The sequence below is a fragment of the Paenibacillus sp. FSL H3-0310 genome, assembly GCF_038002785.1.
Taxonomy (GTDB): domain Bacteria; phylum Bacillota; class Bacilli; order Paenibacillales; family Paenibacillaceae; genus Paenibacillus_AQ; species Paenibacillus_AQ odorifer.
Map to the genome: position 1 here is coordinate 783,927 of NZ_JBBODC010000002.1, position 24,056 is coordinate 807,982.

Genomic DNA, 24,056 nt, shown 5'->3' on the forward strand with positions numbered 1-24,056 from the left:
AGTCACAAAACCATGTATAACATCGCAAGGTGCCCAACTATTAAAATTGAAAGAGTATCGAGTGTTAACCAAATTACACTTATTACAGCGAAATTGCAGTAATGTTCAGAAGAGCACTGAGCAAAGACTTAATATCTCGAAACTAGATGGTTTGGGAGGTTGTGAATATTGGGTATAGTAGTGATTCTCATAGTTGTAGCCGTTATAGCAGCCATTGAAGTTCCCCTGATGTGGAGGAAAAAATTAATCAAGGAGATGTGGGTTTTCTCATTTCTTCTGTTGCTGGGAACCTTCTTCAGTCTTATTAATGCGTTACATATTTCGGTCTCTAACCCATTGGGATGGATGATATTTATCTATAAACCCGTCTCCGATATGGTAAATGCCTGGTTATCCTAAAATGGGACTGAACCATTCCCTTGAGATGGCTTAGTCCCCATGATTAAACGACGTTGCCAAATCAGCAAGCGCCCTAAAGTTTGTTGCTAGCCGTTCACGCGCCAGCCAGTAATAGACTTCCTGGCCTCTCTTTTTATGGTCAACAATGCGGGCATCCCGTAGGATTTTGAGATGATGTGAAATCGCTGGCCTGCTTATTTCGAATTCACCTGCAATTTCCCCAACATTCAGCCGACCTTTATTCCCTAATAACGTAACAATCCGAATCCGAGTAGGATCACCAAATGCGGTGAGAAACCGTGTGATGCTGTTGATATCGTTAGGTTTAATCTCTTGCGGTTCTATCTCCCCACCCCGATTCGTAAATAAACTTAAACATACTCACTTGTTGAAACTACAATAAAGACCTCGTAGACTCTCTAACAATTAATTCTGCCGGAAAAATCTGATGCGCATGATTAACCTTTTTATTGATGAGATCAAAAAGAATCTTAATCGTTGCTTCCGCAATCTCCACTACCGGCTGTTTGATGGTAGTAATAGAAGGATTATAATAGAAGGAAATATCCAGTCCGTCATAACCAGCCACAGAGTAATCTTCCGGGACTCGCTTGCCCGCTTCAAATATTGCCTTACAGGCGCCGATAGCCATACTATCTGATAAGGTGAAAATAGCGGTGAACTCTTCTCCTAATTCTAGCAATTCTTTTGTAACCGCATACCCATTCTCCATGCTGTAGCTATCAATATCCTCTTTCATTCGCCGTACCAGTTGTTCATTATAAGCTATGCCATGATCAGCTAAAGCCTTTTTATAACCCTCGTATCTCAACTTACCTATACTTACATCTTCTTCTGGAGCAGTAATGACCGCAATTTTCTCATGCCCCTGATTACATAAATAGTCGACAATTTTATAGCTCTCATTAAAGTCATCGACAGATACAGAAGAATAGTCGCTCAAATCAAACTCTTCCGTCATCCCAATCGTACTAAGGACAAATGGAACCGTTAATTGCTGTAATTTTTCTTGAGAGTGTGAGAATAGCCCTCCTAAAAAGACAATTCCCTTCAACCGTTTTTCTTTCTCCAGCTCAATCGCCACTTCGATCTCATCTTGATTCTCATCAACTCGTTGTAGGATGAAGGAGTATTTCTTGCGTTGGATCTCTTTTTCGAACACTTTGATCATCGGGCTAAAAAATGGATTGGATATCCCTTTAATCAATACTGCAATCGTTTTCGAATCAGAACGTTTTAAATTTCTTGCACTGTTGTTCGGGACATAATGATTTTCCTTGATAACCCTCATAACCATAGCTTTTGTTTCTTCATTAATATCCGGATGATTGTTAATAGCCCTTGATACAGTAGTCACGCCAACACCGCATAATTTGGCGATGTCTATAATAGTCAGTCTCTCCATTTCTATCTATCCTTTACTTGTTAGTATCTATCAAACTCCTTAATCCTTATTCAACTTCATAGTCAAAATAAGAAAGCAGGGGATTCCTGATGGTCACCCATCAAGAAAAACACCCTACTCGCTTCTTACATGAATATTAATTTATTTAACGAGGTAGATCAAGCTTAACCCTTAACCGCACCCGCAACGACACCTTCGATGATGTACTTTTGACAAGTCAGGTAGAAAATGATGATTGGCACAATAGCTAAGACCAGCATCGCCATCATAGCTCCCATGTCAATCGATCCGTATCCACCTTTTAGGTACTGGATCGCAATAGGAATCGTTTTATATTCTGTACCAATCAGCAGGTCTGGCAATAGGAAGTCGTTCCATACCCACATTACATTAAGGATAGCTACAGTTACAGCAATAGGCTTCAGGATAGGCAATACCACTTTAAAGAAGGCCTGAGGTGGATTACAGCCATCAATCATTACCGCTTCTTCAACTTCAAGCGGGATAGACTTCACAAATCCGCTAAACATAAACACAGACAGCCCTGATCCAAACCCTAAATAGATTAAGATAATCCCTATCGGATTGTCGAGATGCAGCACGTTTGCGGTCTTAGTCATTGTGAACATAACCATTTGGAAAGGCACGATCATCGAGAATACAAACGCATAATACATCATGCCTGTAAATTTGGACTTCACCCGGGTAATGTACCATGCAGTCATGGAAGTAAATAACACGATCACAGCCACTGAGCATACCGTGATAAACAAGGACATTCCGAAGGCACTGAAGAAATCAATCTTTGTTACACCACTAGTATAGTTCTTTAAACCAACAAATGTAGTCTCATTAGGGAATAAGAACGGCGTATCACTAATGTAGAACTTACCCTTGAAGGAGTTCATCAGAACAATAAAAATAGGAGATAAGAACGCAATGGCCAAGACCAACAAAATGGTGAATATAGAGTAGTCTTTTGCTCTAGTCTTTTGCATTAGTTCTCAACCTCCTTTCTTCTAGTAATGACAAGTTGTATTAAGGCGATTAAGGCTACTAAAGCAAAGAATACGACGGCTTTCGCTTGACCGACACCTTCCCATCCTGATTTTCCGTAGAATGTATTGTAGATGTCCAGTGCTAACATGGAGGTCTGCTTAGACGGAGCACCAGCGGTTAACGCTAAGTTCTGGTCAAACAATTTAAATGAATTGGATAAGGTTAAGAATAAACAAATAGTAATGGACGGCATTACGAGTGGAATTGTCACATTACGCAAAATCTTAGAACGTGAAGCTCCATCAATTCTTGCGGCTTCTACTATATCTTTAGGAACATTCTGAATACCTGCAACATAGATAATCATCATGTACCCTATCAATTGCCAATTCATAAGAACGATTAGTCCCCAAAATCCATACGTTGCATCAGAGGTCAAAGTGACACCAAATTTGTACAAAATCCCATTAAAAATCAACTGCCAGATGTATCCTAATACGATACCGCCTATCAAGTTAGGCATAAAGAAGATCGTTCTAAATACGTTGGTACCTTTTAGCTTTCTAGTTAATAACATCGCCAAGATGAAGGCGAACACATTAATAGTAAGAACAGATAAAACTGTGAATTTAACGGTGAAACCTAATGCATTTAGAAACTCTTGATTCGAAAAAGCTTTAGCGTAATTGCCAAACCCTATCCATGTTGCATCATTGACTGTAGTAAACTCTGTAAAAGACAAATATATACCCAAAAGAAAAGGGATCACAAAGGCAATTCCAAAGGCTATTATGGTCGGTAATGCAAAAAGAGCAAAATATTTTTTTATCGATTTTTCCATGGAGTCTTCTCCTATCTCAGTATGGAAAATGATGAAACAGATGTAGCAAGATCCACTCCAATTGTTGCTTAGTGCCACTGAATCCCGAGGGAGCCCAGTGGCACTAAGCTTTTATCTGTATGACAACTGAGAGTTATTCAAGCATCTTTCCATGCATTTATTATTTTGCTTTTTCAGCCTTCCAAGTGTCCTTGAAGATGGTTACAACTTCATCCCAAGTTTTGTTTCCTTGAGCGTATTGCAAGAGGGCATCACCAAAGACGTTTTTGAATTCTTCACTTGGGAATGCTGCGAATGTCCAAGCTACAGAAGTAAGATCTTTTTCCATCCAAGCAGATACTTCTTTAGCAAGTGGATCTGCTGGTTTTTCGCTGTCTTCAAAGGTATTGAATGGTGCGATGAAACCTAGATCGTTAGTTACATAAGCTTTACCTTTTTCACTGGAGAACAACCATTCCAGGAAAGCGATAGAAGCTTGTTGGTTCTCAGCAGATACTTTGCTGTTGATTGCGAAATAGTTTTCTGTACCTACAGCCAAACCTTGTTTTTCTTCGCCTTCCATACCTGTGTAGATAGGCAAGAATTTGATTTCTTCAGCTTTAACTACGTTACCGTCAACATCGTTGATTTGTGACCAAGCCCAGTTACCATTTTGAACCATAGCTGCGTTACCAAGTGCAAATTCAGCCATGGAGTCAGCTACGGATTTACTACCCAGCAAGGATTCTTTAGTTACAGAGTTCTTGATGTACAGATCGAAGATGTTTTTAAATTTATCGTTGTATTTGAATTCAACTTCTTTAGAAGCTAGACCCGCAAGAACGGTGTTGTCAAACTCAGTATTGTCTTTGAATTCATAGTACAGCGGCAAGTTTGCAAGGTGAGTCTGCCATCTCCATTGCTCACCAGCAGCGAGGGAAGTGGAGGCGAATACACCTTTAATGCCCAGTTGGTCTTTTTTAGCCGTCATATCTTCTACTACTGCTTTCAAAGTGTCGAAGTTGTTGATCTCAGTTGTGGAGGAGATCGATACCGCTTTATCAGCCAAAGCGAAGTATTTCTTCATAATTGCGTCGTTGTAGATGATGCCGTATCCTTCAACTACGTAAGGGATACCATACACGCCTTCACCTTCAGTTACAGCCAAGCTTTTGTCGGACAGATAGCTGTAAAGCTTAGTATCTTTCAAATCCAAGGTGTAATCTTTCCAGGATTGAAAACCAACAGGTCCGTTAATTTGGAAAATAGTTGGCGCTTCAGACTTGGAGATTTCGGATTTCAATTTAGTTTCGTAAGTACCCGCAGCAGCCGTTACGACTTTTACCTTAACTCCTGTTTCTGCTTCGTAATCCTTAGCGATCTTTTCATATATTTCTGCAATCTCAGGTTTGAAGTTCAAGAAATAAACTGACCCTTTTTTACCAGATGTAGCGTTTCCATCATTGGATGCAGAATTATTTTCTTTATTTCCACATCCTGCCGCTAAGACAACAACCATAGACATTACTAACATGAGCCCTAAATATTTTTTGATATTCTTCATTCTTCTTCCCCCTCGTACTTTTTATTAGATTACTTCGCATGAAGACGTTCCGATGCTGTTAGTGAAAATTATGTCAGCGTTTTCATTTGCTTAAGTAATCCCCAGCCTACTTTTTGGTATCCTTCTCGGTATCCTTATCGGTAACGTTTTCAATTGAAATATTAGCACACCATTTTGAACTTTTCAATAGCCAATCTTTTAGAATCATTTTATGGAAAAACTGCCCACGGCAAACCTTGCAAGCGTTATAATAGATTCATCCTTATTCATGAATGGTGAATGCTTAGGACATACTAATGGTTAACGACCCATTAAATAACTATGAATAGGTGATTGCATATTTTATCTCTGATCGAACAGTATGAGCTACAATTCTCCAATAATAATTATTTTGGCGATATCGGGGTAGATCCCTCTTACTCCATTGTAGAAGGCTCCCTTCCTGTACTAGTCTCAGCTCCACATGCCATTAATCATTTTCGAGAACATGCTGTAAAACCAGCTGACATGTATACAGGCTCCCTTGCCCTCTTGTTACAAAAGCTCACCAATTGCTACTGTATTTATTCGAATAGCTTTTCCAAAGAAGACCCAAATTACATCTTAGGTGGAGAATATAAGGCTGCGCTACGAGCGCTTGTCAAAGAACATCGCATTCAGTTTGTGATCGATCTGCACGGAGCTTCCAAACTTCGAGAGTTTGATATTGACCTAGGGACACTGTACGGAACCTCTATACGAGAGAATAATTTAAATGACGTCATAGGCATCTTTAACAATAATGGTATTACCAATGTTCGACAAAATCATACATTTTCTGCATCCCATCCTGGAACAATTACTTCATATTGCGCTAAGGAATTGTTAGTTCAAAGTATTCAAATTGAAATTAATCGAAATTATCGTAACCCGAATGCGTTTGATTTATTCCAAAAAACCATTCATTCCCTTGAACAAATCATTAAACTATTGGGCGGTGTCTGACATTATTATCGAGCAAACCTTTACTATTCTAGACAAACAAAGCCTTCAACCTCGTGAAGAAATCACAATGAACTCCGAAGAGTTAAAGGAATTAGGTTTAGTCCAGCATATCTTCGTTGATCTTACAGCAGAGAATGGTGTCAAAGTCAGCTGTTTAATTTTATCGGCAGATGAGGTGCCAAGAGGTACAATCCAATTATCCAAGCGGGCAAAGGACAAGCTCGGGGACTGCCTGACTACAGGATTAACAATAACGAAGCCAGAATACGACACAGTTCTTCGGGGAATTCCTAAAGTGGACGAGATTGCCAAACCCTATGTAAAAGCCTGTCCAGCACTCGTCCGTAAATATACGAATCAAGTAGAACTTATCAATCCCAAAAATGGCTTCCGGGTAAACCTAACTTTACGAGAAGATAGCACAGCCAAACCGAATACCCTTTACTTCAACAGATACATTATGTTATTGCTTGAAACCCATTCCGAGGGGCATGACCCATTAATCATTACTCGCGCTAGGACGCGTTCTCAACCCAAGCCAGGCATACATAAACTTATAAATCAACTGATCCAACGGCCCTTAAGTGCATTAGGGAACTTTTTTATTGGCAAAAGAGAGCTCACCCTCAGAGTGGGTCATCCTTACCCTTTTGATGAGCACCAGAATTTATGCAGAATTCATCCGAATGTTAGAAAACTGCTAGGCATGGAAGAAACAGATCAGATCGTGATCTCCTATAATTCCAAACAAATCACCATCCCCATCTTAGACATCGATACGGAGCATATTGCCCAGTCAGTCAAGCTTCATGCGGATAATGAGCAGCTTAAATTTATCGACAGCCACTTATTTATCGGGATCACCGCCTTATCGCGTAACGAGTTAGAAATCCCAAGCATCGGCACATCAGTTACCGTAAAAAGAAGTATGTACTCCTTATTCCTAAAGCACTTAAATAAACTAGTCTTACCTGTTATCGCTTTGTTGTTCACCATAGTACAGCTATATAAGGATTTGAACTGGAGCATCGCTCTGACCGTCATCATTTCTCTTGTGTTACTTCCGATTATCATCTACACAACACTATCTGAGGAACGCGCCAAAATTAATTAAATGGAGGGATTTCCGTGGAATTCACTTCACAATCCCAAGTAGAAGATATGATCTACAGCTCTTACCTAAGGGCCATTAACAACATTACAGAAACTTTGGATGAAGAAGTTAGAAAACCGGAGTTAACCAGAGTATTACTGGATGCAGTCGGAAGTCCGGATCGCAATCAAAAATACATACTGGTCACAGGCAGTAAAGGTAAGGGCTCCACCTCTAGATTTATTTCCTCTCTGTTAAGTCACTTGGGATATAAAGTGGGGTTATTCACCTCCCCTCACCTGGTAGATTTCAACGAAAGAATCCGGATCAATGGGCAGGCAATAGCCACAGAAGATTTTGTGCGATTAGGTAATGTAATTCGCGGGGGCTTCCACCAGATCGAAGAGCAGCTTGCTGCTGATGAATATCAAGGTCCGGTTGGGGTTGCTTTGGCTATTGCGGCTTTGTACTTTAAGGAGAAGGGTACAGATATCAATGTGATTGAATGCGGTAGAGGAGGAAGGTTTGATGACACCAATGTCCTGAGCAATGACTGGGCTGTCATTACCCCGATTATGGAAGAGCATGTGGCCCATTTGGGACCTGATCTGAACAGCATTACACTGCACAAGCTGGGGATTGTCAAAAACAACACAACAAACGTCTATGTTAGCAAACAGAAATCCGACGTTCTTGCGATCATGAAGAACAACCTCTCCTCCAACCCTGTGCAATATTATGAAGAACAGTTTTTAGCTGAATCTATCACAACCACTTCTGTCGGAACTACTTTTGATGTCCGGACGAAGCCAGCCGTTTATCCAGCCTTGACCCTTCCGCTATTGGGACAGTTTCAAGCGGTCAATGCTGCCAGCGCAGTCGCACTTTGTGAAGAGATTACAGGGGGACCCCTTGATCAGGAGATCGTACATCACTGTTTTGAACAATTACAATGGCCGGGACGTTGTGAAGTTATCTGTCATGACCCACTGACGATTATTGACGGAGCTATTCATAGAGATTCTGCAAGCTATCTGGCTGAACTTATTCAATTAGTGAATCCTGAGCGCAGCCGTACCGTCACATCCATCATCGGTGTCCCTAAGGATAAAGATTACACAGGGGTCATCGAAGTCATGAGTACAGTCTCGGATCAACTAATCGTAACCAAACCCGATATAAGCCATCTAATTTTCCCTACGGATGCTCCGCTTATCGCTAAAAGTTTTCTCGAAAAAAGTTCCGAATTCCCTTATTTAGAGGACGCTCTCACGTATGTTAAAGAACAATCACCTTCCGAGATTATTGTAATCGTGGGTACGCAAACTCTAATCGGAAATGCCAAAAGATTATTCGGGCAATCGCTGCTGAATATCGGCTTATAACTGATTCATACGCTGAAGAATAACTTCCCTGTAAAGGTCTGAGAGGCCAGGTACTTCACTTGGATTTTGCTTGCAATATTCATCTAACATTACCTTATGATTGACTTCGATCACCAACAAGCCTTGATTTGTCTCTAAGATATCTACTGAGCAGAAATCAAGGCCCAGCGCTTTAGAGGTCCGGGAGGCAAGCTCCGCCAGCGCCTCTTGTTTGACCTGATCTTTCACCTCAATCGTAACAGCTCCGTTAATCAAATTGTGCTTCCACGAACGAACTCTTTTTTTGCCAAGGAATACACGCGCCTGATGATTAAAAGTTACAATTCTATACTCAATCTCCGCTTCATAATAAGGACCTATCGCCCCATTAAGCTGTAAAGAAAATAATAAATCCAGCTTTTCATGCAGATCGGCTATCTCATTGATTTTGTACACATGATTGCCCTGCGCCCCGTTATCCTGCTTCATAACTACCTCCCCATTGCACGCTTGGAAATAACGCTCAGCCAATCGATAAGGATTCAAATTGCTAAATTTGGAGTCTGGATGCGGCAAATAAATATGTTCTACGGCTGGGATATTCGCCTTATGCAAAACATCATAAGTTAGAGATTTACTCATGGCAATGATCGTAGAAGCACTGTTGTTTAGTCCGATCTCAGCGTCTACCATCACAAATGATTTCACTCCATCTGTCGCTCTATATACGAAATTCGGTGTAATTTCCTCAAAGCTAATCCCTGAGGCTGTAACAGAATGCTGGATCATTTTTAAGTAAGGTCTAGTCGTCATTCAGTTTCCTCATTTCTAACAAAATATGACCAAACCTAATCATAGCATGAGGAATATTAATAAAAAATAATAAAATTGCGTTATAATAGTTAACACAATAATCTCCCGAATCTTATTTCAGGTCCCTTTTTCACAAAAATGACAGACTGTATGTTACGTTTAATGACTGACAGCGCTTTTATAGTTAAAATAAGTGTTGATTATTTAGTGATCATCCTCTATGATAAGCTTATTAAAGCGAATCAAAAAGTTAAAGCGGTTAAACTTTAATCTCTAGGTACCTAGTATTATTGCTAATTAATAGTGTTAGTATGATCAAAAGTTAAAGCGCTTATACTTTTAAAACGAGAGGTTGGTGTGTCATGATCAATCGCGAGAACAGGCGGCAGACGTTCTACATGTATCTGTTCATTTCTCCTTGGATTATCGGCTTCCTAGTATTCGCCCTTTATCCTATCTTATCATCGCTTTACTTCAGCTTTACTGATTATGACATCATACACCCACCTAAATTTATCGGGCTCGCTAACTACACAGAGATGTTTCACAATGACCTGTTCTGGAAATCAGTGGTTGTCACGCTGAGATATACCTTCATCGGTGTACCTATCCAGCTTGCACTCGGTCTTGGCTTTGCGCTATTGCTCCACCAGACCATTCCTTTGCGCGGCTTTTTCAGAACAGCAATGTATTTTCCAAGCATGGTATCCGGCGTGGCCATGTCCCTGCTGTGGTACTGGATCTTTAACCCGCAGATCGGGCTCTTCAATTACATCCTTTCCTGGTTCGGCATTCATGGACCGGCTTGGCTGATGAACCCAGACACTGCACTATATGCCTTGATCATCATGACTTTCTGGACAGCAGGCTCAGGAATGATTTTATTCCTCGCAGGTCTGCAAGGCGTACCGGCTAGCTTGATCGAAGCCGCTAACCTTGACGGTGCCGGGCGCTTCAGAATCTTCCTGAACATTACCTTACCGATGATCTCTCCCGTGCTGCTCTTCCAACTGATTATGGGACTGATTGATTCCTTCCAAGTCTTTACCCAAGCTTTTGTCATGACTCAAGGGGGGCCGAATTACTCTACCTGGTTCTATGTCTATAATCTCTACACCAGCGCTTTCAAAGAATATCGTGCCGGTTATTCCTCAGCCTTGGCATGGGTGCTCCTTATCGTAGTTATGCTCTGCACCGCACTAATTATGAAATTGTCTAACCGTTATGTTCACTATGAAGGAGGTGGACGCAAATGAGTACAGTCAGAGCGCTAAGCCCCCGGACTAAAGGAACAAAACGCCGCCGGAAAGCGGAGCCTGTTAAGATTTTCAGCTTTATTACTCTAGTAGTTACAACATTTCTGATGCTGCTTCCTTTGTTCTTCATGGTCTCCACTTCACTTAAGTCCAAACGTGAGATGCTGAAGTTCCCACCCACCTTTCTTCCGGAGAGCTGGCAGTGGAGCAATTACACAGAAATATTTGATACCCTGCAGTTCGGTACACTTTATAAAAACAGTCTGATTATCGCCGGCTTTAGTGTTGTGGGAACCTTGATTTCTTCGGCGCTGGTTGCCTATGGATTCGCCAGATTCAGAGGTACAGGTAATCAGGTGTGGTTCATCCTGCTGCTGAGCACCATGATGTTACCCTATCCGGCCATTATGATTCCGCAATTTGTACTCTTTTCGCAAATGAACTGGATAGATACCTTTTTACCCCTGATCGTGCCTGCTTTCTTCGGCTCAGCCTATAATATTTTTCTGCTGCGCCAATTCTTCTCCACATTGCCTGAAGAGCTGTTTGATGCCGGACGCATTGATGGCTGTGGTGAAATACGGATGTGGGCTACCATAGCAATCCCACTCTCCAAACCTGCACTTGCGACCGTAGCTATCTTTGCTTTTATCTACAACTGGAATGATCTGCTTACGCCAGTGCTTTACTTAAGCTCATCAGATAAGTTCACGCTACCCGTCGGGATGGCTTCTCTTACCTCATCGAGGTTCCGTATTCCACCTTGGCATCTGCTAATGGTTGCTTCAGTTCTAGCTATGGTCCCAATCGTTACGCTGTTTGCTGTAGCCCAGAAACAGTTCGTCGAAGGGATAGTACTTACAGGGATTAAGTAATAATCCGCCATCCGGCGGCCAAATATACTTGAAATCATGGAGGGTTTAGCTAATGAACAAGAACAGGAAAAGTATTGCGCTTTTACTTGCAGCTACCATGCTCGTTGTTCTAGCCTTATCAGGCTGTAGCGGCGGCAAATCGGCGGGTAACGCCCTATCTGAAGGAAACGGTGGCTCTACTAATTCTGGAGGCAAAGCAGAAACGGTAACGATTACCCATTACACAATAGATTCAGAAGACCGCACATTTGTCGAAAAATTAATCCCTGATTTCGAGAAGCAGCATCCGAATATTAAAGTGAAAGTGGAAAAAGCGCCATATGAGCAGTTCGACAGCAAGCTGCAAACGCTAATTGCCGGCGGCAAATCGCCCGACGTGACAAGTCACTGGGGGTATGGAGGTTTCGCAGAATACTACAATAAGGGTATGTTGTTCGATATGACCGACCTTATGAAAGAGGATGGTTTCAAGGCAGAGGATTATAGTATCCCAGAGAATCTAATGGGTATCTACAAGGTTAAAGATCACACTTACGGCATCCCGGTCAATATGTATGTCACCTTAATGCTCTATAACAAAGACATGTTTGATGCTGCCAAACTGACTTATCCAACAAGCGATTATGAAGATAAGAGCTGGACGTTTGAAAAAATGGTCGACGAAGCTAAACAAATGACGCTTGTATCCGATGATATCGCCAAAACTCAATATGGCGTAGACTTCACTTGGTCCGAACGCGATATGCGGCCGTTATATTTTGGAGCGGAGCCTTACTCAGAAGATACATGGACTAATGGCGGCGTGCCTTCCGAGACTTATTTTGACTCCCCTGAAGTGATCGCTGCCTACAACAAGCTTTTTGATCTTGTCTTTAAGGATAAAGTCTCTCCTTCTTCCGAATGGAGCAAAAGTGTAGCTGGACAGAACGGCGATCCCTTTGTTGCTGGTAAAATCGGCATGTCTATCGGAGGCTCATGGAACCTTGCAGGTGCAAATGACTTCCCCTTCAAAATTGGCGTAGCCGCTGTACCATGGGGAGGAAACGAAAAGGTACGCAGCACCCTTTATGTCGATCCGCTGCTGATCTTGAAGGACTCCAAACATCCGAAGGAAGCTTTTGAATGGATCAAATACCTGATCACAAGCGAAGTGCAAGAGAAATCCATTGAGCTTAGTGGCGGTAACCCACCAGTCAACACCGAAGCTGCAGAAGCTTACTATAAACATTTTGAAGGTATCGATCCACAGGATATCAAAAATGTCTACGAGGGTGCTGTTAACTACGGCTTCGAATCCTATAACCACTTAATCACCAACTACTCGCAAATTAATGACATGTTCATTAATGAATTGCAGCCAGTAGAAACTGGACATAAGACGGTTGAAGAGGTGATGGCGACGATTCAGAAGAAGGTTACAGAGATCATTCAGCGATAACTGTTTGGCAGGTATACCGCCCCCTTTAGGGACGGTATACCTGCGTGAAATCATACGTTTAGCGGACAGTCTGCCAACCCTGTATACTGAAAGTAGAAAACAGGATCGGAAAATCTGCCGTGAGGAGAATTAAAGATGAAAGTTAGTATTTTTGATGTAGCCAAAAAATCCGGATTATCCGTTGTAACCGTATCCCGGGTGTTAAATGGGGCCGAATCGGTGCGCGAGAATAATCGCCAAAAGGTGCTGGAGGCAATTAAAGAGCTGGATTACCGCCCTAATGCTGCGGCACGCAGTCTGGCAAGCGGTAAGACGGGAATTATCGGCATTATTGTCACTACCCTGCAAGATTCCTTTTTTGACGCAGTGGTCAAAGAGCTGAATGAAATATTAGCGATGCATGGTTATTTTTTAGCCATATCCATCTCAACAGGCATCGAATCGGATGATAGCCATTATTTAATTCAGGAGGATCGTGTAGACGGTTTAATTCTGCTCTCTCCGATGGAAGAGGACAATTATATTGTGGAGTTAAAACGGCGGGGTATTCCTTATGTGCTGATAGATAATCAGAAGCCCGAAAATGATACCTACTCCATCACGATCGACAACTTCAAGGGGGGATACGCAGCTACGCGTCATCTGCTGGAGCTGGGACACACTTCAATCGCTCATCTCTGCGGTCAGGAAATGTTCCGGAGTACGCGGGAGCGGCGCAGTGGATTTCTACAGGCGCTTCAGGAACAAGGACTGGCCCCCTTTGAGATCGTGCCTGGTGATTTCGATATTGGGATGGGATACGATACCTGCAAACGTTGGCTGAAGGAAGGAAAGCTGCCCACCGCCGTATTTGCCGGGGATGACAATATCGCGCTTGGAGTCATCAATGCCCTGATGGAAGCGGGCATTCAGGTACCCGAAGAGGTGGCAGTGGTCGGCTATGACGATCATTATATTGCTTCACAGCTTCATCCACATCTGACAACAATACGTCAGCCTGCGGACAAAATCGGGCTGGCAGCCGCGGATATGCTGCTCAAACGCATCTCTGGAAAGATGAAACGTGGAGCCGGGATGCGGATTGATCCTGAACTTATCGTACGTGAATCTACCGGAGCTGAGTAGATTAAATTTTATACACTAGGAGTGACGACCATTGACTTACTACTTGGGGATCGATGGGGGAGGCACGAAAACCTATGCTCTGCTAAGCGATGAACATGGGAATGTTCTTGGCAAAGGCAAGAGCGGTAACGGCAACCACCAGACAGGCGCCCTTGAGGCCGCCAACAGTATTCAAGAGGCCACATTCGGGGCGCTGGCTGAAGCCGGACTCCGGTTGGAAGACATCCAGCATACCTATCTCGGACTTGCCGGTGCTGATCGCGAGGCCGACTATGCTATTCTCCATCCGATGATACGCCAGATAGGATTCACCAAATACACCATTAACTGTGACACTATGATCGGTCTACGCGCCGGAACGAATCGCCCATATGGTGTCGCGCTCATCTGCGGCACCGGCACCAATTCAGCAGGCAGAAACCTGCAGGGAGAGCATTATCAATGCGGCGGCTTTGACTATATGTACGGTGATTTTGGCGGGGGTGGCGCACTCAATATTGAGGTGTTCCGTTCCGTTATCCGAGCTTGGGACGGCCGGGAACAGCCCACCCTATTAACAGGCTTACTGCTAAAAATGTTAGGTTATGAGGAAGTTGGGCATATGTTTCACGATTTCCTTGATCATTGGAAAAAAGTCCCCGTAAATGTTGCTCGCCTGCTCTTTGAAGCAGCAGCTGAAGGAGATGCCGTAGCGCTGGAGATTTTACATCGGCAAGGGGTCGAACTAGGTAAGTCTGCGGCAGCTATCATTCACAAGCTAGGCATGGAGCAGGAGGCCTTCGATGTGGTGCTGGCAGGAAGTCTGCTAACCCGAGGGGATCGCGGTTGGATTCGCCAGCCTATCGAGAAAGCTGTACACGCTGCAGCCCCTCAGGCAACCGTGGTTACCCTTGCCACAGAGCCTGTAGTCGGTGCAGTATGGTCAGCTATGGATCAAGATGGGTTGACCATTAGTAGTGAAGTATATGAGAAGATGCGGAAATTTCAGGATTATGAATCGATCAAACAAACTACAAGACAGGAGTGATTAATCTTGGCAGCTAACCAAGGATTAAAGATTGCAGTTATCGGTGGAGGTTCTTCGTATACCCCAGAATTAGTAGAGGGATTCATTCTTCACTATAAAGAACTTCCCGTGCGCGAATTATGGCTTGTAGATATTGAGCCTGGTCTTCGCAAGCTGAATATTGTAGGTAACTTGGCAAAACGTATGGTGGAGAAATCCGGCCTTCCGATTGAGGTTCATCTGACAACAGACCGCCGTAAAGCGATCGAAGGCGCCGACTTCGTCAGCACTCAGATGCGTGTCGGCATGCTTGATGCCCGTGCTCGTGATGAGTCGATTCCGCTCAAATATGGCGTTATTGGCCAAGAAACAACAGGTCCTGGGGGAATGATGAAAGCACTGCGCACCATCCCTGTTATTCTGGATGTATGCCGTGATATCGAGGAACTGGCTCCCAACGCATGGCTGCTCAATTTCACTAACCCTGCTGGGATGGTCACCGAAGCCGTTCTGAAATATTCTAAGGTAAAAAGTATTGGCCTGTGCAACGCACCTATCGGCCTGATCAAGCAAGTCTCTGCCAAATATAATGTAGCAGCAGACCGTGTATATGCCGAATTTGTGGGCCTCAACCACTTGCACTGGATTACTCGTATCGATGTTGAAGGTGAAGACAAGCTGGATGATATGCTTGCAGATACAACCAGCTACAGCGCTAAGAACGTACCGGCAAGAGAATGGAACCCGGAATTCCTGCAATCCCTTCATGCACTGCCCTCATACTATTTAAAATATTTCTATATGACCGATGCCATGCTCGAAGAGCAGATGGACTCCCATAAGCAAGGCATTAACCGTGCTGAAGTCGTCAAACGTGTAGAAGAAGAGCTCTTCGAGCTTTATGGCAATCTAGAGCTAAGCGAGAAGCCGAAGCAGCTGGAACAGCGCGGCGGTGCTTTTTACTCAGAAGCAGCTGTTAATCTCATGAGATCGCTTCATAACGGATCAAACGACATTCAGACCCTAAATGTCGCTAACCATGGCATATTGGACTTCCTGCCAGATGACGCCAGCATTGAAGTGAACTGCGTGGTCACCAAAAACGGCCCGCTACCTCTGCCACTGACCAAAATTCCAACCATGGCTAAAGGACTCATTCATGCTGTCAAAACCTATGAACAGCTGGCGATTGACGCCGCTGTCACCGGAGACCGCGCCCTTGCCCTTCAGGCGCTCGCACATCACCCGCTTGTTCCGTCCGTGGACGTAGCGATTCGGATGCTGGACGAAATGCTGGAAGCTAATAAAGAGTTCCTGCCGAACTTTTTTGCGAATTAATTCATACCTCCTATCGAGAAATAACTAAAAGAGACCGAACCCGGTCTCTTTTTTTGCGCTTGTTGCTGATACTCGCTACCGAAGCAAAAATGAATAAAGCATCTTGGTAATTTGCACTTAGCGAATTCGCTATCCGACACAGCTGACCTTAAAAGCGGCTTTTTCACATTTTTAGAGTGCTAGCGGACCCCATAGCCGTTATTAGCATGAAAACCACCCAATATAACCCCTTTCTAATTGAATAGCGGCGCTGGTGTCCGAAAACCTGCTTCAAAGGCTAAAAACTAGCAAATAACGTTATCTGGGTCCGCATGACTCGGCCGAAGATTGCACAGAAAATGTGTTCGGATATTTATAGAAGAACCAGAGATTACTGCGAGTTGTACCGATAATGAGATCTGCTGTCCATCAGTTCACTGCTGCCAGATTTGCCGACGACCCACAACGCAAAAAAACGATCCCTGTTACTGGAGGAACGCTTTTTTGTTTCTACTCCAATGGGCTCCCAGCATTTCCACCATTATCATCCACTCATTTATTGCTGCGCTCTCAGCGTATTTCTTGCATTACCTGTTCAATGCCAGAGCGAATATCCGGCTCTTTTACACTGGATACATTGAGCTTTAGAATCTTCTCTTTATTAAAAGAGGGCAGATACCCGCTGTCCGCCATTTCGATGCGAATGAACTTTTTTTGCAGACGTTTGATCATCTGTTCTGTCTTTACGCTGTCACTAAGCTTCAGATACGTATGCACACCAAGCTGGCCGGTTGGATGGTAGGAATAATGTTGTGCTGTCGCTGTATCTAACTCTCTCATAATCGATTCATGGAGCAGCGTGGATCTTTTTTCGTAGCAGGAACGCATCTTTTTTCGGTGGCGCTCGAACATTCCGCTTTTCAGATACAACTCCAGGGCAGCCTGAGACAGCATAGAGCTATCTATATCCATCAGTCTTTTGAATCGGTTAAAAGAGTCACACAGGACCGCTGGCAGTACAGCGACACCGACACGTAGACCCGGAAATATAATTTTGGAAAAGCTTTTTAAATAGATCACATGGGAAGCATCGTCATAAGCGTAGATCGGATCGTCTTTTGCATCCTGCTCCAAGTCCGCCATGTAGTCATCCTCAACGATGTATACATCGTATTTAGCTGCTAGCTGAGCAATCGCCTTCTTCTGGGGACGGGTATAGGAGACGCCAAGCGGATTATGAAATCGCGGGACGGTATAAAAGAACTTGAACTGGCCTGTCTTAAATAACCGTTCTAATTCATTCAAGTCCACCCCAGCATCCGAACGCTTTATTCCCTCTGTCTCAATGCCATACGTCTTCAGATATTCCATAAAAAGCGGATAACCCGGCTGCTCAATCAGCACTCGCTGCCTGCCATTCGGAAAAGGAATTCGGGTCAATACGCCAAGCGCCTGCTGCACACCTGAGGTAATAAAAATCTGTTCCGGATTGGCAAATACCTGATAAGAAGCCAGATGCCGCTGCATTTCACGAATAAGAGAAGGAAGCCCCTGCGGCGTTCCATAGATGAACAAGTCATTGCGGTACATATCAATCGCTTTATTAATACAATGTTGGAAATCCAGATACGGAAAAATATCCGGGTCGGGTGCAGACACCGTAAAATCGATCCAATGTGCACCTTCGTCTTTTCGCTGTCCGCTTCGTTTCATGACATAATAACCACTTTTTGAGGCGGCATAGATTAAATGTTTGTCCTGAAGATCCTGCAACGCGCGAATAACCGTACTTTTACTACATCCATAACGTAAGGACAACTCCCGGATAGACGGTAATTTATCTCCCTCACGATACGCATCCTCGGCAATTTGCGCTTCCAGCTCGTTGATTAACTCCGAATACTTATACATCCCTTTCACCTTCCTCCAAGCTTATTCTGTACCGGTACAGATGAATAATAATTACATTGTAGCACAGCTACTCTAGCCTTAGAATAAAGAGCAGAACAGGACCGGTACCTAAATGCGCGCAACACTTTGGAGGTCTTTACTAATGAATACATCTTCTACTCAAAAAGCGATAGCAGCAGCTGTCATGAATGCTATTATCGTCGGGTTTTCCTTTATATTTGTAAAAATGGCCCTAACCGTCTCGGATCCTTTTGATACGCTAGCTCATCGCTTCACGTTATCTTTCCTTGCCGCTTCTTTATTTACTTTTCCAGGGTGGGGGCGGGTGAAGTTTGGAATATCCAAGGCCGCAGTGATAATCCCACTGGCTTTAATGTATCCAGCGTTATATTTCACCCTTCAGGCGTATGGACTTTTGTATACAACTTCCGCTGTAGCGGGTATTATTCAGGCGACAATGCCCATCTTCACCATCCTTTTGGCGGCGATGTTCTTGAAGGAAACCACGAGCAGCTTCCAAAAGATCTCTACATTAATCTCAGTTGCAGGCATTATTCTTATCTTTGCCATTCCAGGTTTGAGTATTTCTTCTTCTAGTCTTTGGGGCGTCTTGCTCATCCTAATCTCAGCTTTATCCCTTGCCGGTTATAATGTTGCAGCTCGAAAGCTGACACGTACCTGGAGTCCCAAAGAACTTACCTATATGATTACTTTGTTCGGATTTATATTTTTTAATGGACTGTCGATCATTAAGCATGGTTCGGCAGGAACCTTGGATCAGTATTTCACACCTTTTCAAGAGCCCAAATTTATATTCTCCATGCTCTATCTCGGCGTACTCTCCTCCCTCGTGACCTCCTTCCTCTCCAACTATGCTTTATCACGGATGGAAGCTTCACGCGTGAGCATTTTCGGCAGTCTTTCAACAGTTGTCTCTATTCTCGGTGGTGTACTTCTGCTGAATGAGCAACTGGAATGGTACCATTGGACTGGTACAGTGATGATCATCGCCGGGGTGATCGGTGTGAACTGGCGGAAGCAAGTAAGGGCCAAAGGCAAAGCGTGAAGATTGATATGCATACAAAAAGGACACCCCGCGAGGTGTCTTTTATCTTTACCCTTCTCAGTATCTCTATTCTGTATCAAGCCTCGCTAATCGCCGTTATTTGGCTGTTTCAAGCTCCTTGATCTTCTCTTTATATTGGTCCAACAGATTAGCTAAAGCTTCCTTGATCACAGTCGCATCTTTGGATTTAGCGGCACTATTCAGATCATCTTGGGCTTTGAAAAAAGCTTTATCCGCGTCGCTAAGATCTGGAATGGAAATAGCAATTGAAGTCGCGTCTACAGCTTTAATTGAGGTAGTGATATTGCTATCTACCTGCGTATCATCGACTACAGGTACTACTTCAAGGTTACGACCAGCTTCAATATATCCCGCAGGTAGAGCTTCGGTGGATAGTATTTCTTTTGATAATTGAACTCCCTCCACCAGTTCCGCAGGCACAAGCTCGGCAAGTCCGGTTACACTAAATCCAGCAACCTTATAATATTGATCCAAGGTGTTCTTCCAATCTTCTTGGGTATTAGGTGCGTAAGTCTTAGCCAACTCTAGGGGATCTACCCAATCAATAGTGGTTACTTTAGTGGCAATTGTTCCTTTAGAGGCAGCAGTAACCACGGCTGCAGCCGTTGTTTTCGTGTTTCCGTCTTGCGCTCCACTTGCTGCGTTCGTTGCAGACGGTGCAGCAACGGCGGACACAAGCAGGGCGGACAGCGCTAACTTTTTAAATAACATCTGTTGATTCATAAATACAACACTCCTCGTCGATTCGAATGATCTTACAAGACCAAGCTTACAAAATGGGTGTGGCAGAACATTGGTTAATTTGTGGAAAAACGATGGCAGCCGCCCCTACCCACCTCTGGATTGATATACTTGTAGGAGAATAATCTGGAGGTAACCCTAAATGAATAATCCATACCTCATTGCCGTAGTCGACGATGATGAACATATACGCAATCTTGTTGAAGCTTATTTACAAAAAGAAAACTACCACACCATCGGCCTTGGCAGCGCTGAGGAAGCATGGACCTTGTGGCAGACTAGCCCCCCGGATATGTGGGTACTCGACGTTATGCTCCCCGGCATGGATGGTTATGAGTTCTGTAAAAGGATTCGTAACGAAGCCGAAGTACCGATCATTATGATCTCCGCAAGAGATAATGAAGTGGATAAAATATTAGGATTGGAGCTTGGCAGTGACGATTATCTAGTCAAGCCGTTCAGCCCTCGTGAATTAGTCGCCCGGATCAAACGGCAGCTTCAACGCTGGTACAAAATGAGTAATCAGGCCGAAAAATTGAATAGTCAGACCACTTCCACCCGTCTTGAAATCGACCAGCTTCTACTATTGCCGGAAGAAAGACGTGTATTCTGGTGTGGTGAAGAGGTAGACTTGACCAGCAAGGAATTCACCATGCTAAAAGTATTCGCTGATGCCCCTAACCGGGCATTTACAAGAGATGAGCTGCTGAGCTATGTGTGGGGAGACGACTATTTTGGAAGTGATCGCGCCGTGGATCATCTCATTAAACGGATGCGCAAAAAACTGGAGCATTTGCCCATTGAGGCTGTATGGGGACACGGATACCGCATGAGAACAGATGGGGGTGAGCATACGAATGAAACTAGCACATCAGATTAATTTAGCCTTTAGTATTGCATTGGTATTGCTACTATCTATTACTGCAGTCGTGATCCATTTTGTACTACTCAACCATTTTGTCGGAACACAAAAAGAGGATTTAAGAACCATTGGTGCGGCGATGTCAGTTACATTGACTGAAGAAAGTAAATACATCGGGGAGATTGGCACTCAGCTGGAAGCTCTGCCGGTGACCTTACCTTCTCTAAGCACTGCAGGCGTCGAAGCCATTCTTAGCGATGAGACAGGAAAAGTCTTGTCCACATCATCAGAGATGAGTTCAATTGCAATAAACTATGATGCCAAGAGTGTCACAGGCCAAGCCACTGAGCTCCAGAACATTTGGAATGGAACAGATACACGGTATATTACTGAAGTGAAGGCTACACCTATAGGCACGCTAACTCTACTAACCCCTATGAGCGCAGTCACTGCTATTGAACAAGCTTTGCTCAAAAGACTGCTGATCGTTTTCAGCGCAGCGGGAGCATTTATGTTCCTATTTGGCCTATTTATCACCAAGAAGCTGATTCAACCTCTAATGAGGCTGCAACAAGAACTCCGCAAAGTCAAAGAACGGCACTTCTCAGATGTTAAATTAATTAAAGCTGGTGGAGAGCTTGGATCTGTCGCTCAATCGGTATATGACATGGCAGATGAATTAAATCGTTTCAACCATGTGCAGAAACAATTTTTCCAGAATGCGTCTCATGAATTAAAAACTCCCTTAATGTCCATTTCCGGCTACGCTGAAGGGATTAAGGATGGTGTTTTTGAAGGTGAGAATGTAGTAAAAGGGCTAGACATTATCATGAGCGAAAGCAGCCGCTTGAAGAAGCTCGTGTCCGAAATGACTTTACTTGCGAAGCTAGACAGCGAGGAAGATATATTCAAGCCTACGGTTATTTGTTTAAAAGATCTACTGACAGAAACCATCGAACGAATGAACCCTCTATTAATGAAAAAAGAATTAACCCTCCATATCTCCCACGATCATCAAGATTCTCTTACGATCCGTGCGGATAGAGATAAGCTGCTACAGGCGCTTCTTAATGTAGTTTCCAATGCAGCACGTTATGCTAATCAACATATCTATATCCATGTTTCGGTCAAGGAGGGCCGGGCTCTGTTATCCGTAAGTGACGATGGCCCTGGAATTTCGGACGATCTGCTTCCTTATCTCTTCCATCGTTTTGTAAAAGGAAAAGACGGAGAATCCGGACTTGGACTGGCTATTTCCCGCGCAATCATCGAGCGTTGTGGAGGTCAGATCAGCGCAGGCAACCGAACAAATGGTGGTGCGGTAATCTCGATGGGGTTTCCTTTATAAATATCCATAAGAGGCTGTCTCAAAAGTAGTGAACTCTACTTGGGGCAGCTTCTTTTTTATGGAATAGAAAAGTAATGGATTTTACTGTGCCATATGACTATATACCACGCGTAGCGTTCTCTGATATTGGGTTGGGCGGTTGGATGGTGGGCGGTTGGACGGTTCGATGGTGGCGGTGGACGGTGGGTGGTTGGAAGGTTGGATGGTGGGCAGTTGGGCGGTGAGCGGTGGACGATATATTAGGTGAGTTTTTCATACGGCTTGCGGTAGGGTTTAAACTAATTAGGGAAAAACTCCCTGAAAATAGCCGATATTCGCTCTAAATGCACGAAATCAGGGATTTCCTCCCTAATAAATAGGGGATTTCTTAATTAGTTACTAAATCGGCCGAAAATCAGGTAAGTTTTCCCTAATTATAAGTCTGATGAACAGAAATCTCTGAATTTCAGGGAGAAATTCCCTAATTACTCTATAAATACTTCACCTATTGCATCACTTGCAGCATCACTTGGAGCGACACATGAATCATCAATGCTCATCACTTGGTGCGCCGCTTAATTCAATCGCTCAACAAGTACATAAGAGCTGGAATAGGCCTCATCAGATGCTGTATTATTCATCATCACCCTCTATATTCATCTTGGTAAATGATGCCGTTTCTACTTCATGGTAAATATAGCTACTATTTTGGGTAATATATAGTCGAAGTAACAATTACACCTTACCTCTGATAAGAGTTAGATACTACATTTTTTTCACAAAAAGGAGATACCAACATGAGCAGACTTGCAGGAAAAGTAGCTATTATTACTGGTGGAGCAGGCGGTATTGGTAAAGGGATGGCCCTGGCTTTTGTTAAAGAAGGCGCTAAGGTAGCTATTATTGACCTCAATGAAGAAACCGGCAAAGAAACAATTAAAGAATTACAAGAATATCAACCTGAATCTATCTTTATTCAAGCGAACCTCAAGGAACACGATAAAATAGCTCACCTTGTTAAACAAGTAGCTGATAAATTTGGAAAAATAGATATTTTAGTAAACAATGCCCACGCATCCAGAATGAAATCTATTGAAGAAACTACACAGGCTGATTTCGATTTATCTTTTGATACAGGCTTCTATCCAACCTTCTATTTTATGCAAGCAGCACTACCGTATTTAAAAGAAGCACAAGGTAAAATTATTAATTTTGCATCGGGCGCTGGCCTCAACGGGGATACCAATCAAGGAACATATGCTGCTGCAAAAGAAGCCATCCGTGGAATTACTCGGGTAGCCGCTAATGAATTTGGTCCATTTGGTATCAACGTAAACATCATTGCTCCAATTGCTAATTCCCCTGGCATGATTGAATGGGCAGAAGCAAACCCTGAGTATTACCAAAACATGATTTCAAAAATCCCTTTGAGAAGATTGGGTGAACTGGAAAGTGATATTGGTCGTGTTGCGGTATTCCTAGCGAGTGAAGATTCCGATTATATTACGGGCCAGACTATCATGGTAGATGGCGGGTCTATTAAGCTTCGTTAATTTCAAGCAGATACTCGACTTAAAATGAATAAATTTGATGCTAAATAAATAATCCGGAAGTGAACATCGTAAAATGTTCGCTTCCGGCTTTACTAC

At 43.5% G+C, this 24,056-nt stretch carries 23 protein-coding genes; 15 read left to right on the forward strand and 8 right to left on the reverse strand.

The window, feature by feature from the left end; genetic code table 11:
* Positions 1–168 precede the first annotated feature (168 nt).
* Positions 169–399, forward strand: a complete 231-nt coding sequence (locus tag MHH63_RS22870) for a hypothetical protein (RefSeq protein WP_254847760.1) — start codon at positions 169–171, stop codon at positions 397–399.
* Positions 400–429: 30 nt separating this feature from the next.
* On the opposite strand, the gene MHH63_RS28645 is transcribed toward MHH63_RS22870, so the two are convergent.
* From MHH63_RS28645 to MHH63_RS22890, 5 genes are all read right to left on the reverse strand, one after another.
* Positions 430–744 (reverse strand): ArsR/SmtB family transcription factor, encoded by a 315-nt coding sequence (locus MHH63_RS28645; RefSeq protein WP_080742665.1) that lies wholly within the window; start codon positions 742–744, stop codon positions 430–432.
* Positions 745–793: 49 nt separating this feature from the next.
* Positions 794–1,825: a LacI family DNA-binding transcriptional regulator gene (locus tag MHH63_RS22875; protein ID WP_076186227.1), complete on the reverse strand. Its 1,032-nt coding sequence runs from the start codon at positions 1,823–1,825 to the stop codon at positions 794–796.
* Positions 1,826–1,989: 164 nt separating this feature from the next.
* A complete protein-coding gene (locus tag MHH63_RS22880; protein ID WP_076192570.1) occupies positions 1,990–2,823 on the reverse strand; it encodes a carbohydrate ABC transporter permease in 834 nt (277 codons plus the stop codon).
* Positions 2,823–3,665 (reverse strand): carbohydrate ABC transporter permease, encoded by an 843-nt coding sequence (locus tag MHH63_RS22885; RefSeq protein WP_036687240.1) that lies wholly within the window; start codon positions 3,663–3,665, stop codon positions 2,823–2,825. The genes MHH63_RS22880 and MHH63_RS22885 overlap by 1 nt, the downstream gene beginning before the upstream one ends.
* Before the next feature lie 160 nt (positions 3,666–3,825).
* The gene (locus MHH63_RS22890) at positions 3,826–5,208 is read right to left on the reverse strand and encodes an ABC transporter substrate-binding protein (RefSeq protein WP_076126963.1); all 1,383 of its coding nucleotides are present in this window, start codon (positions 5,206–5,208) and stop codon (positions 3,826–3,828) included.
* Positions 5,209–5,541: 333 nt separating this feature from the next.
* Between MHH63_RS22890 and MHH63_RS22895 the strand changes: the two genes are divergently transcribed.
* Genes MHH63_RS22895 through MHH63_RS22905 form a run of 3 tightly spaced genes read left to right on the forward strand, consistent with a single transcriptional unit; the run spans position 5,542 to position 8,670 of the window.
* Positions 5,542–6,192: an N-formylglutamate amidohydrolase gene (locus MHH63_RS22895; protein WP_076192573.1), complete on the forward strand. Its 651-nt coding sequence runs from the start codon at positions 5,542–5,544 to the stop codon at positions 6,190–6,192.
* Entirely contained in the window at positions 6,158–7,306 is a 1,149-nt protein-coding gene (locus MHH63_RS22900; RefSeq protein ID WP_139331096.1) for a hypothetical protein, read from the forward strand. Before MHH63_RS22895 ends, MHH63_RS22900 begins: the two co-directional genes overlap by 35 nt.
* Before the next feature lie 14 nt (positions 7,307–7,320).
* On the forward strand, positions 7,321–8,670 hold the full coding sequence (locus MHH63_RS22905; protein ID WP_341172136.1) for a bifunctional folylpolyglutamate synthase/dihydrofolate synthase: 1,350 nt from the start codon (positions 7,321–7,323) through the stop codon (positions 8,668–8,670).
* On the opposite strand, the gene MHH63_RS22910 is transcribed toward MHH63_RS22905, so the two are convergent.
* Entirely contained in the window at positions 8,665–9,462 is a 798-nt protein-coding gene (locus tag MHH63_RS22910; RefSeq protein ID WP_248549182.1) for an ATP-grasp domain-containing protein, read from the reverse strand. The two genes, MHH63_RS22905 and MHH63_RS22910, sit on opposite strands and share 6 nt — an antisense overlap.
* Before the next feature lie 362 nt (positions 9,463–9,824).
* Between MHH63_RS22910 and MHH63_RS22915 the strand changes: the two genes are divergently transcribed.
* The 6 genes from MHH63_RS22915 (at position 9,825) to MHH63_RS22940 (ending at position 16,500) form a co-directional block, all read left to right on the forward strand.
* Complete coding sequence (locus MHH63_RS22915) at positions 9,825–10,718, forward strand: carbohydrate ABC transporter permease (RefSeq protein ID WP_036687229.1); 894 nt, start codon at positions 9,825–9,827, stop codon at positions 10,716–10,718.
* On the forward strand, positions 10,715–11,593 hold the full coding sequence (locus MHH63_RS22920) for a carbohydrate ABC transporter permease (protein ID WP_038568194.1): 879 nt from the start codon (positions 10,715–10,717) through the stop codon (positions 11,591–11,593). Before MHH63_RS22915 ends, MHH63_RS22920 begins: the two co-directional genes overlap by 4 nt.
* Before the next feature lie 52 nt (positions 11,594–11,645).
* Positions 11,646–13,031, forward strand: coding sequence for an ABC transporter substrate-binding protein (locus MHH63_RS22925; protein WP_076192581.1), 1,386 nt, complete (start codon positions 11,646–11,648; stop codon positions 13,029–13,031).
* Positions 13,032–13,166: 135 nt separating this feature from the next.
* Complete coding sequence (locus MHH63_RS22930) at positions 13,167–14,156, forward strand: LacI family DNA-binding transcriptional regulator (protein ID WP_036687224.1); 990 nt, start codon at positions 13,167–13,169, stop codon at positions 14,154–14,156.
* A 31-nt stretch (positions 14,157–14,187) separates the two neighbouring features.
* Complete coding sequence (locus tag MHH63_RS22935) at positions 14,188–15,183, forward strand: N-acetylglucosamine kinase (RefSeq protein WP_076303198.1); 996 nt, start codon at positions 14,188–14,190, stop codon at positions 15,181–15,183.
* Between the two features lie 6 nt (positions 15,184–15,189).
* Positions 15,190–16,500 (forward strand): 6-phospho-beta-glucosidase, encoded by a 1,311-nt coding sequence (locus MHH63_RS22940; protein ID WP_076186244.1) that lies wholly within the window; start codon positions 15,190–15,192, stop codon positions 16,498–16,500.
* 549 nt (positions 16,501–17,049) lie between these two features.
* Here the strand turns inward: MHH63_RS22940 and MHH63_RS22945 are convergent.
* Positions 17,050–18,390, reverse strand: coding sequence for an aminotransferase-like domain-containing protein (locus MHH63_RS22945; protein WP_341172137.1), 1,341 nt, complete (start codon positions 18,388–18,390; stop codon positions 17,050–17,052).
* A gap of 142 nt (positions 18,391–18,532) precedes the next feature.
* On the opposite strand from MHH63_RS22945, the gene MHH63_RS22950 reads away from it, so the two are divergent.
* The gene (locus MHH63_RS22950) at positions 18,533–19,456 is read left to right on the forward strand and encodes a DMT family transporter (RefSeq protein WP_076206086.1); all 924 of its coding nucleotides are present in this window, start codon (positions 18,533–18,535) and stop codon (positions 19,454–19,456) included.
* A gap of 96 nt (positions 19,457–19,552) precedes the next feature.
* Here MHH63_RS22950 and MHH63_RS22955 read toward each other — a convergent pair whose 3' ends face one another.
* Positions 19,553–20,200, reverse strand: coding sequence for a hypothetical protein (locus MHH63_RS22955; protein ID WP_341172138.1), 648 nt, complete (start codon positions 20,198–20,200; stop codon positions 19,553–19,555).
* A 160-nt stretch (positions 20,201–20,360) separates the two neighbouring features.
* Between MHH63_RS22955 and MHH63_RS22960 the strand changes: the two genes are divergently transcribed.
* The 4 genes from MHH63_RS22960 (at position 20,361) to MHH63_RS22975 (ending at position 23,960) form a co-directional block, all read left to right on the forward strand.
* Positions 20,361–21,098: a response regulator transcription factor gene (locus MHH63_RS22960; RefSeq protein ID WP_076126944.1), complete on the forward strand. Its 738-nt coding sequence runs from the start codon at positions 20,361–20,363 to the stop codon at positions 21,096–21,098.
* Positions 21,076–22,428 carry a sensor histidine kinase gene (locus MHH63_RS22965; RefSeq protein ID WP_341172139.1) on the forward strand — a complete coding sequence of 451 codons (1,353 nt, stop codon included), beginning with the start codon at positions 21,076–21,078 and terminating at the stop codon, positions 22,426–22,428. Before MHH63_RS22960 ends, MHH63_RS22965 begins: the two co-directional genes overlap by 23 nt.
* 74 nt (positions 22,429–22,502) lie before the next feature.
* Positions 22,503–22,652, forward strand: a complete 150-nt coding sequence (locus MHH63_RS22970) for a hypothetical protein (protein WP_341172140.1) — start codon at positions 22,503–22,505, stop codon at positions 22,650–22,652.
* A gap of 552 nt (positions 22,653–23,204) precedes the next feature.
* Complete coding sequence (locus tag MHH63_RS22975; protein WP_076206080.1) at positions 23,205–23,960, forward strand: SDR family NAD(P)-dependent oxidoreductase; 756 nt, start codon at positions 23,205–23,207, stop codon at positions 23,958–23,960.
* The last annotated feature ends 96 nt before the right edge of the window (positions 23,961–24,056 follow it).

Coding starts and splice junctions, on each gene's coding strand:
- MHH63_RS22875 (WP_076186227.1), bottom strand. CDS start 1,825: ATGGAGAGACTGACTATTATAGACATCGCCAAATTATGCGGTGTTGGC.
- MHH63_RS22880 (WP_076192570.1), bottom strand. CDS start 2,823: ATGCAAAAGACTAGAGCAAAAGACTACTCTATATTCACCATTTTGTTG.
- MHH63_RS22885 (WP_036687240.1), bottom strand. CDS start 3,665: ATGGAAAAATCGATAAAAAAATATTTTGCTCTTTTTGCATTACCGACC.
- MHH63_RS22890 (WP_076126963.1), bottom strand. CDS start 5,208: ATGAAGAATATCAAAAAATATTTAGGGCTCATGTTAGTAATGTCTATG.
- MHH63_RS22910 (WP_248549182.1), bottom strand. CDS start 9,462: ATGACGACTAGACCTTACTTAAAAATGATCCAGCATTCTGTTACAGCC.
- MHH63_RS22915 (WP_036687229.1), top strand. CDS start 9,825: ATGATCAATCGCGAGAACAGGCGGCAGACGTTCTACATGTATCTGTTC.
- MHH63_RS22920 (WP_038568194.1), top strand. CDS start 10,715: ATGAGTACAGTCAGAGCGCTAAGCCCCCGGACTAAAGGAACAAAACGC.
- MHH63_RS22925 (WP_076192581.1), top strand. CDS start 11,646: ATGAACAAGAACAGGAAAAGTATTGCGCTTTTACTTGCAGCTACCATG.
- MHH63_RS22930 (WP_036687224.1), top strand. CDS start 13,167: ATGAAAGTTAGTATTTTTGATGTAGCCAAAAAATCCGGATTATCCGTT.
- MHH63_RS22945 (WP_341172137.1), bottom strand. CDS start 18,390: ATGTATAAGTATTCGGAGTTAATCAACGAGCTGGAAGCGCAAATTGCC.
- MHH63_RS22950 (WP_076206086.1), top strand. CDS start 18,533: ATGAATACATCTTCTACTCAAAAAGCGATAGCAGCAGCTGTCATGAAT.
- MHH63_RS22955 (WP_341172138.1), bottom strand. CDS start 20,200: ATGAATCAACAGATGTTATTTAAAAAGTTAGCGCTGTCCGCCCTGCTT.
- MHH63_RS22960 (WP_076126944.1), top strand. CDS start 20,361: ATGAATAATCCATACCTCATTGCCGTAGTCGACGATGATGAACATATA.
- MHH63_RS22965 (WP_341172139.1), top strand. CDS start 21,076: ATGAAACTAGCACATCAGATTAATTTAGCCTTTAGTATTGCATTGGTA.
- MHH63_RS22970 (WP_341172140.1), top strand. CDS start 22,503: ATGGATTTTACTGTGCCATATGACTATATACCACGCGTAGCGTTCTCT.
- MHH63_RS22975 (WP_076206080.1), top strand. CDS start 23,205: ATGAGCAGACTTGCAGGAAAAGTAGCTATTATTACTGGTGGAGCAGGC.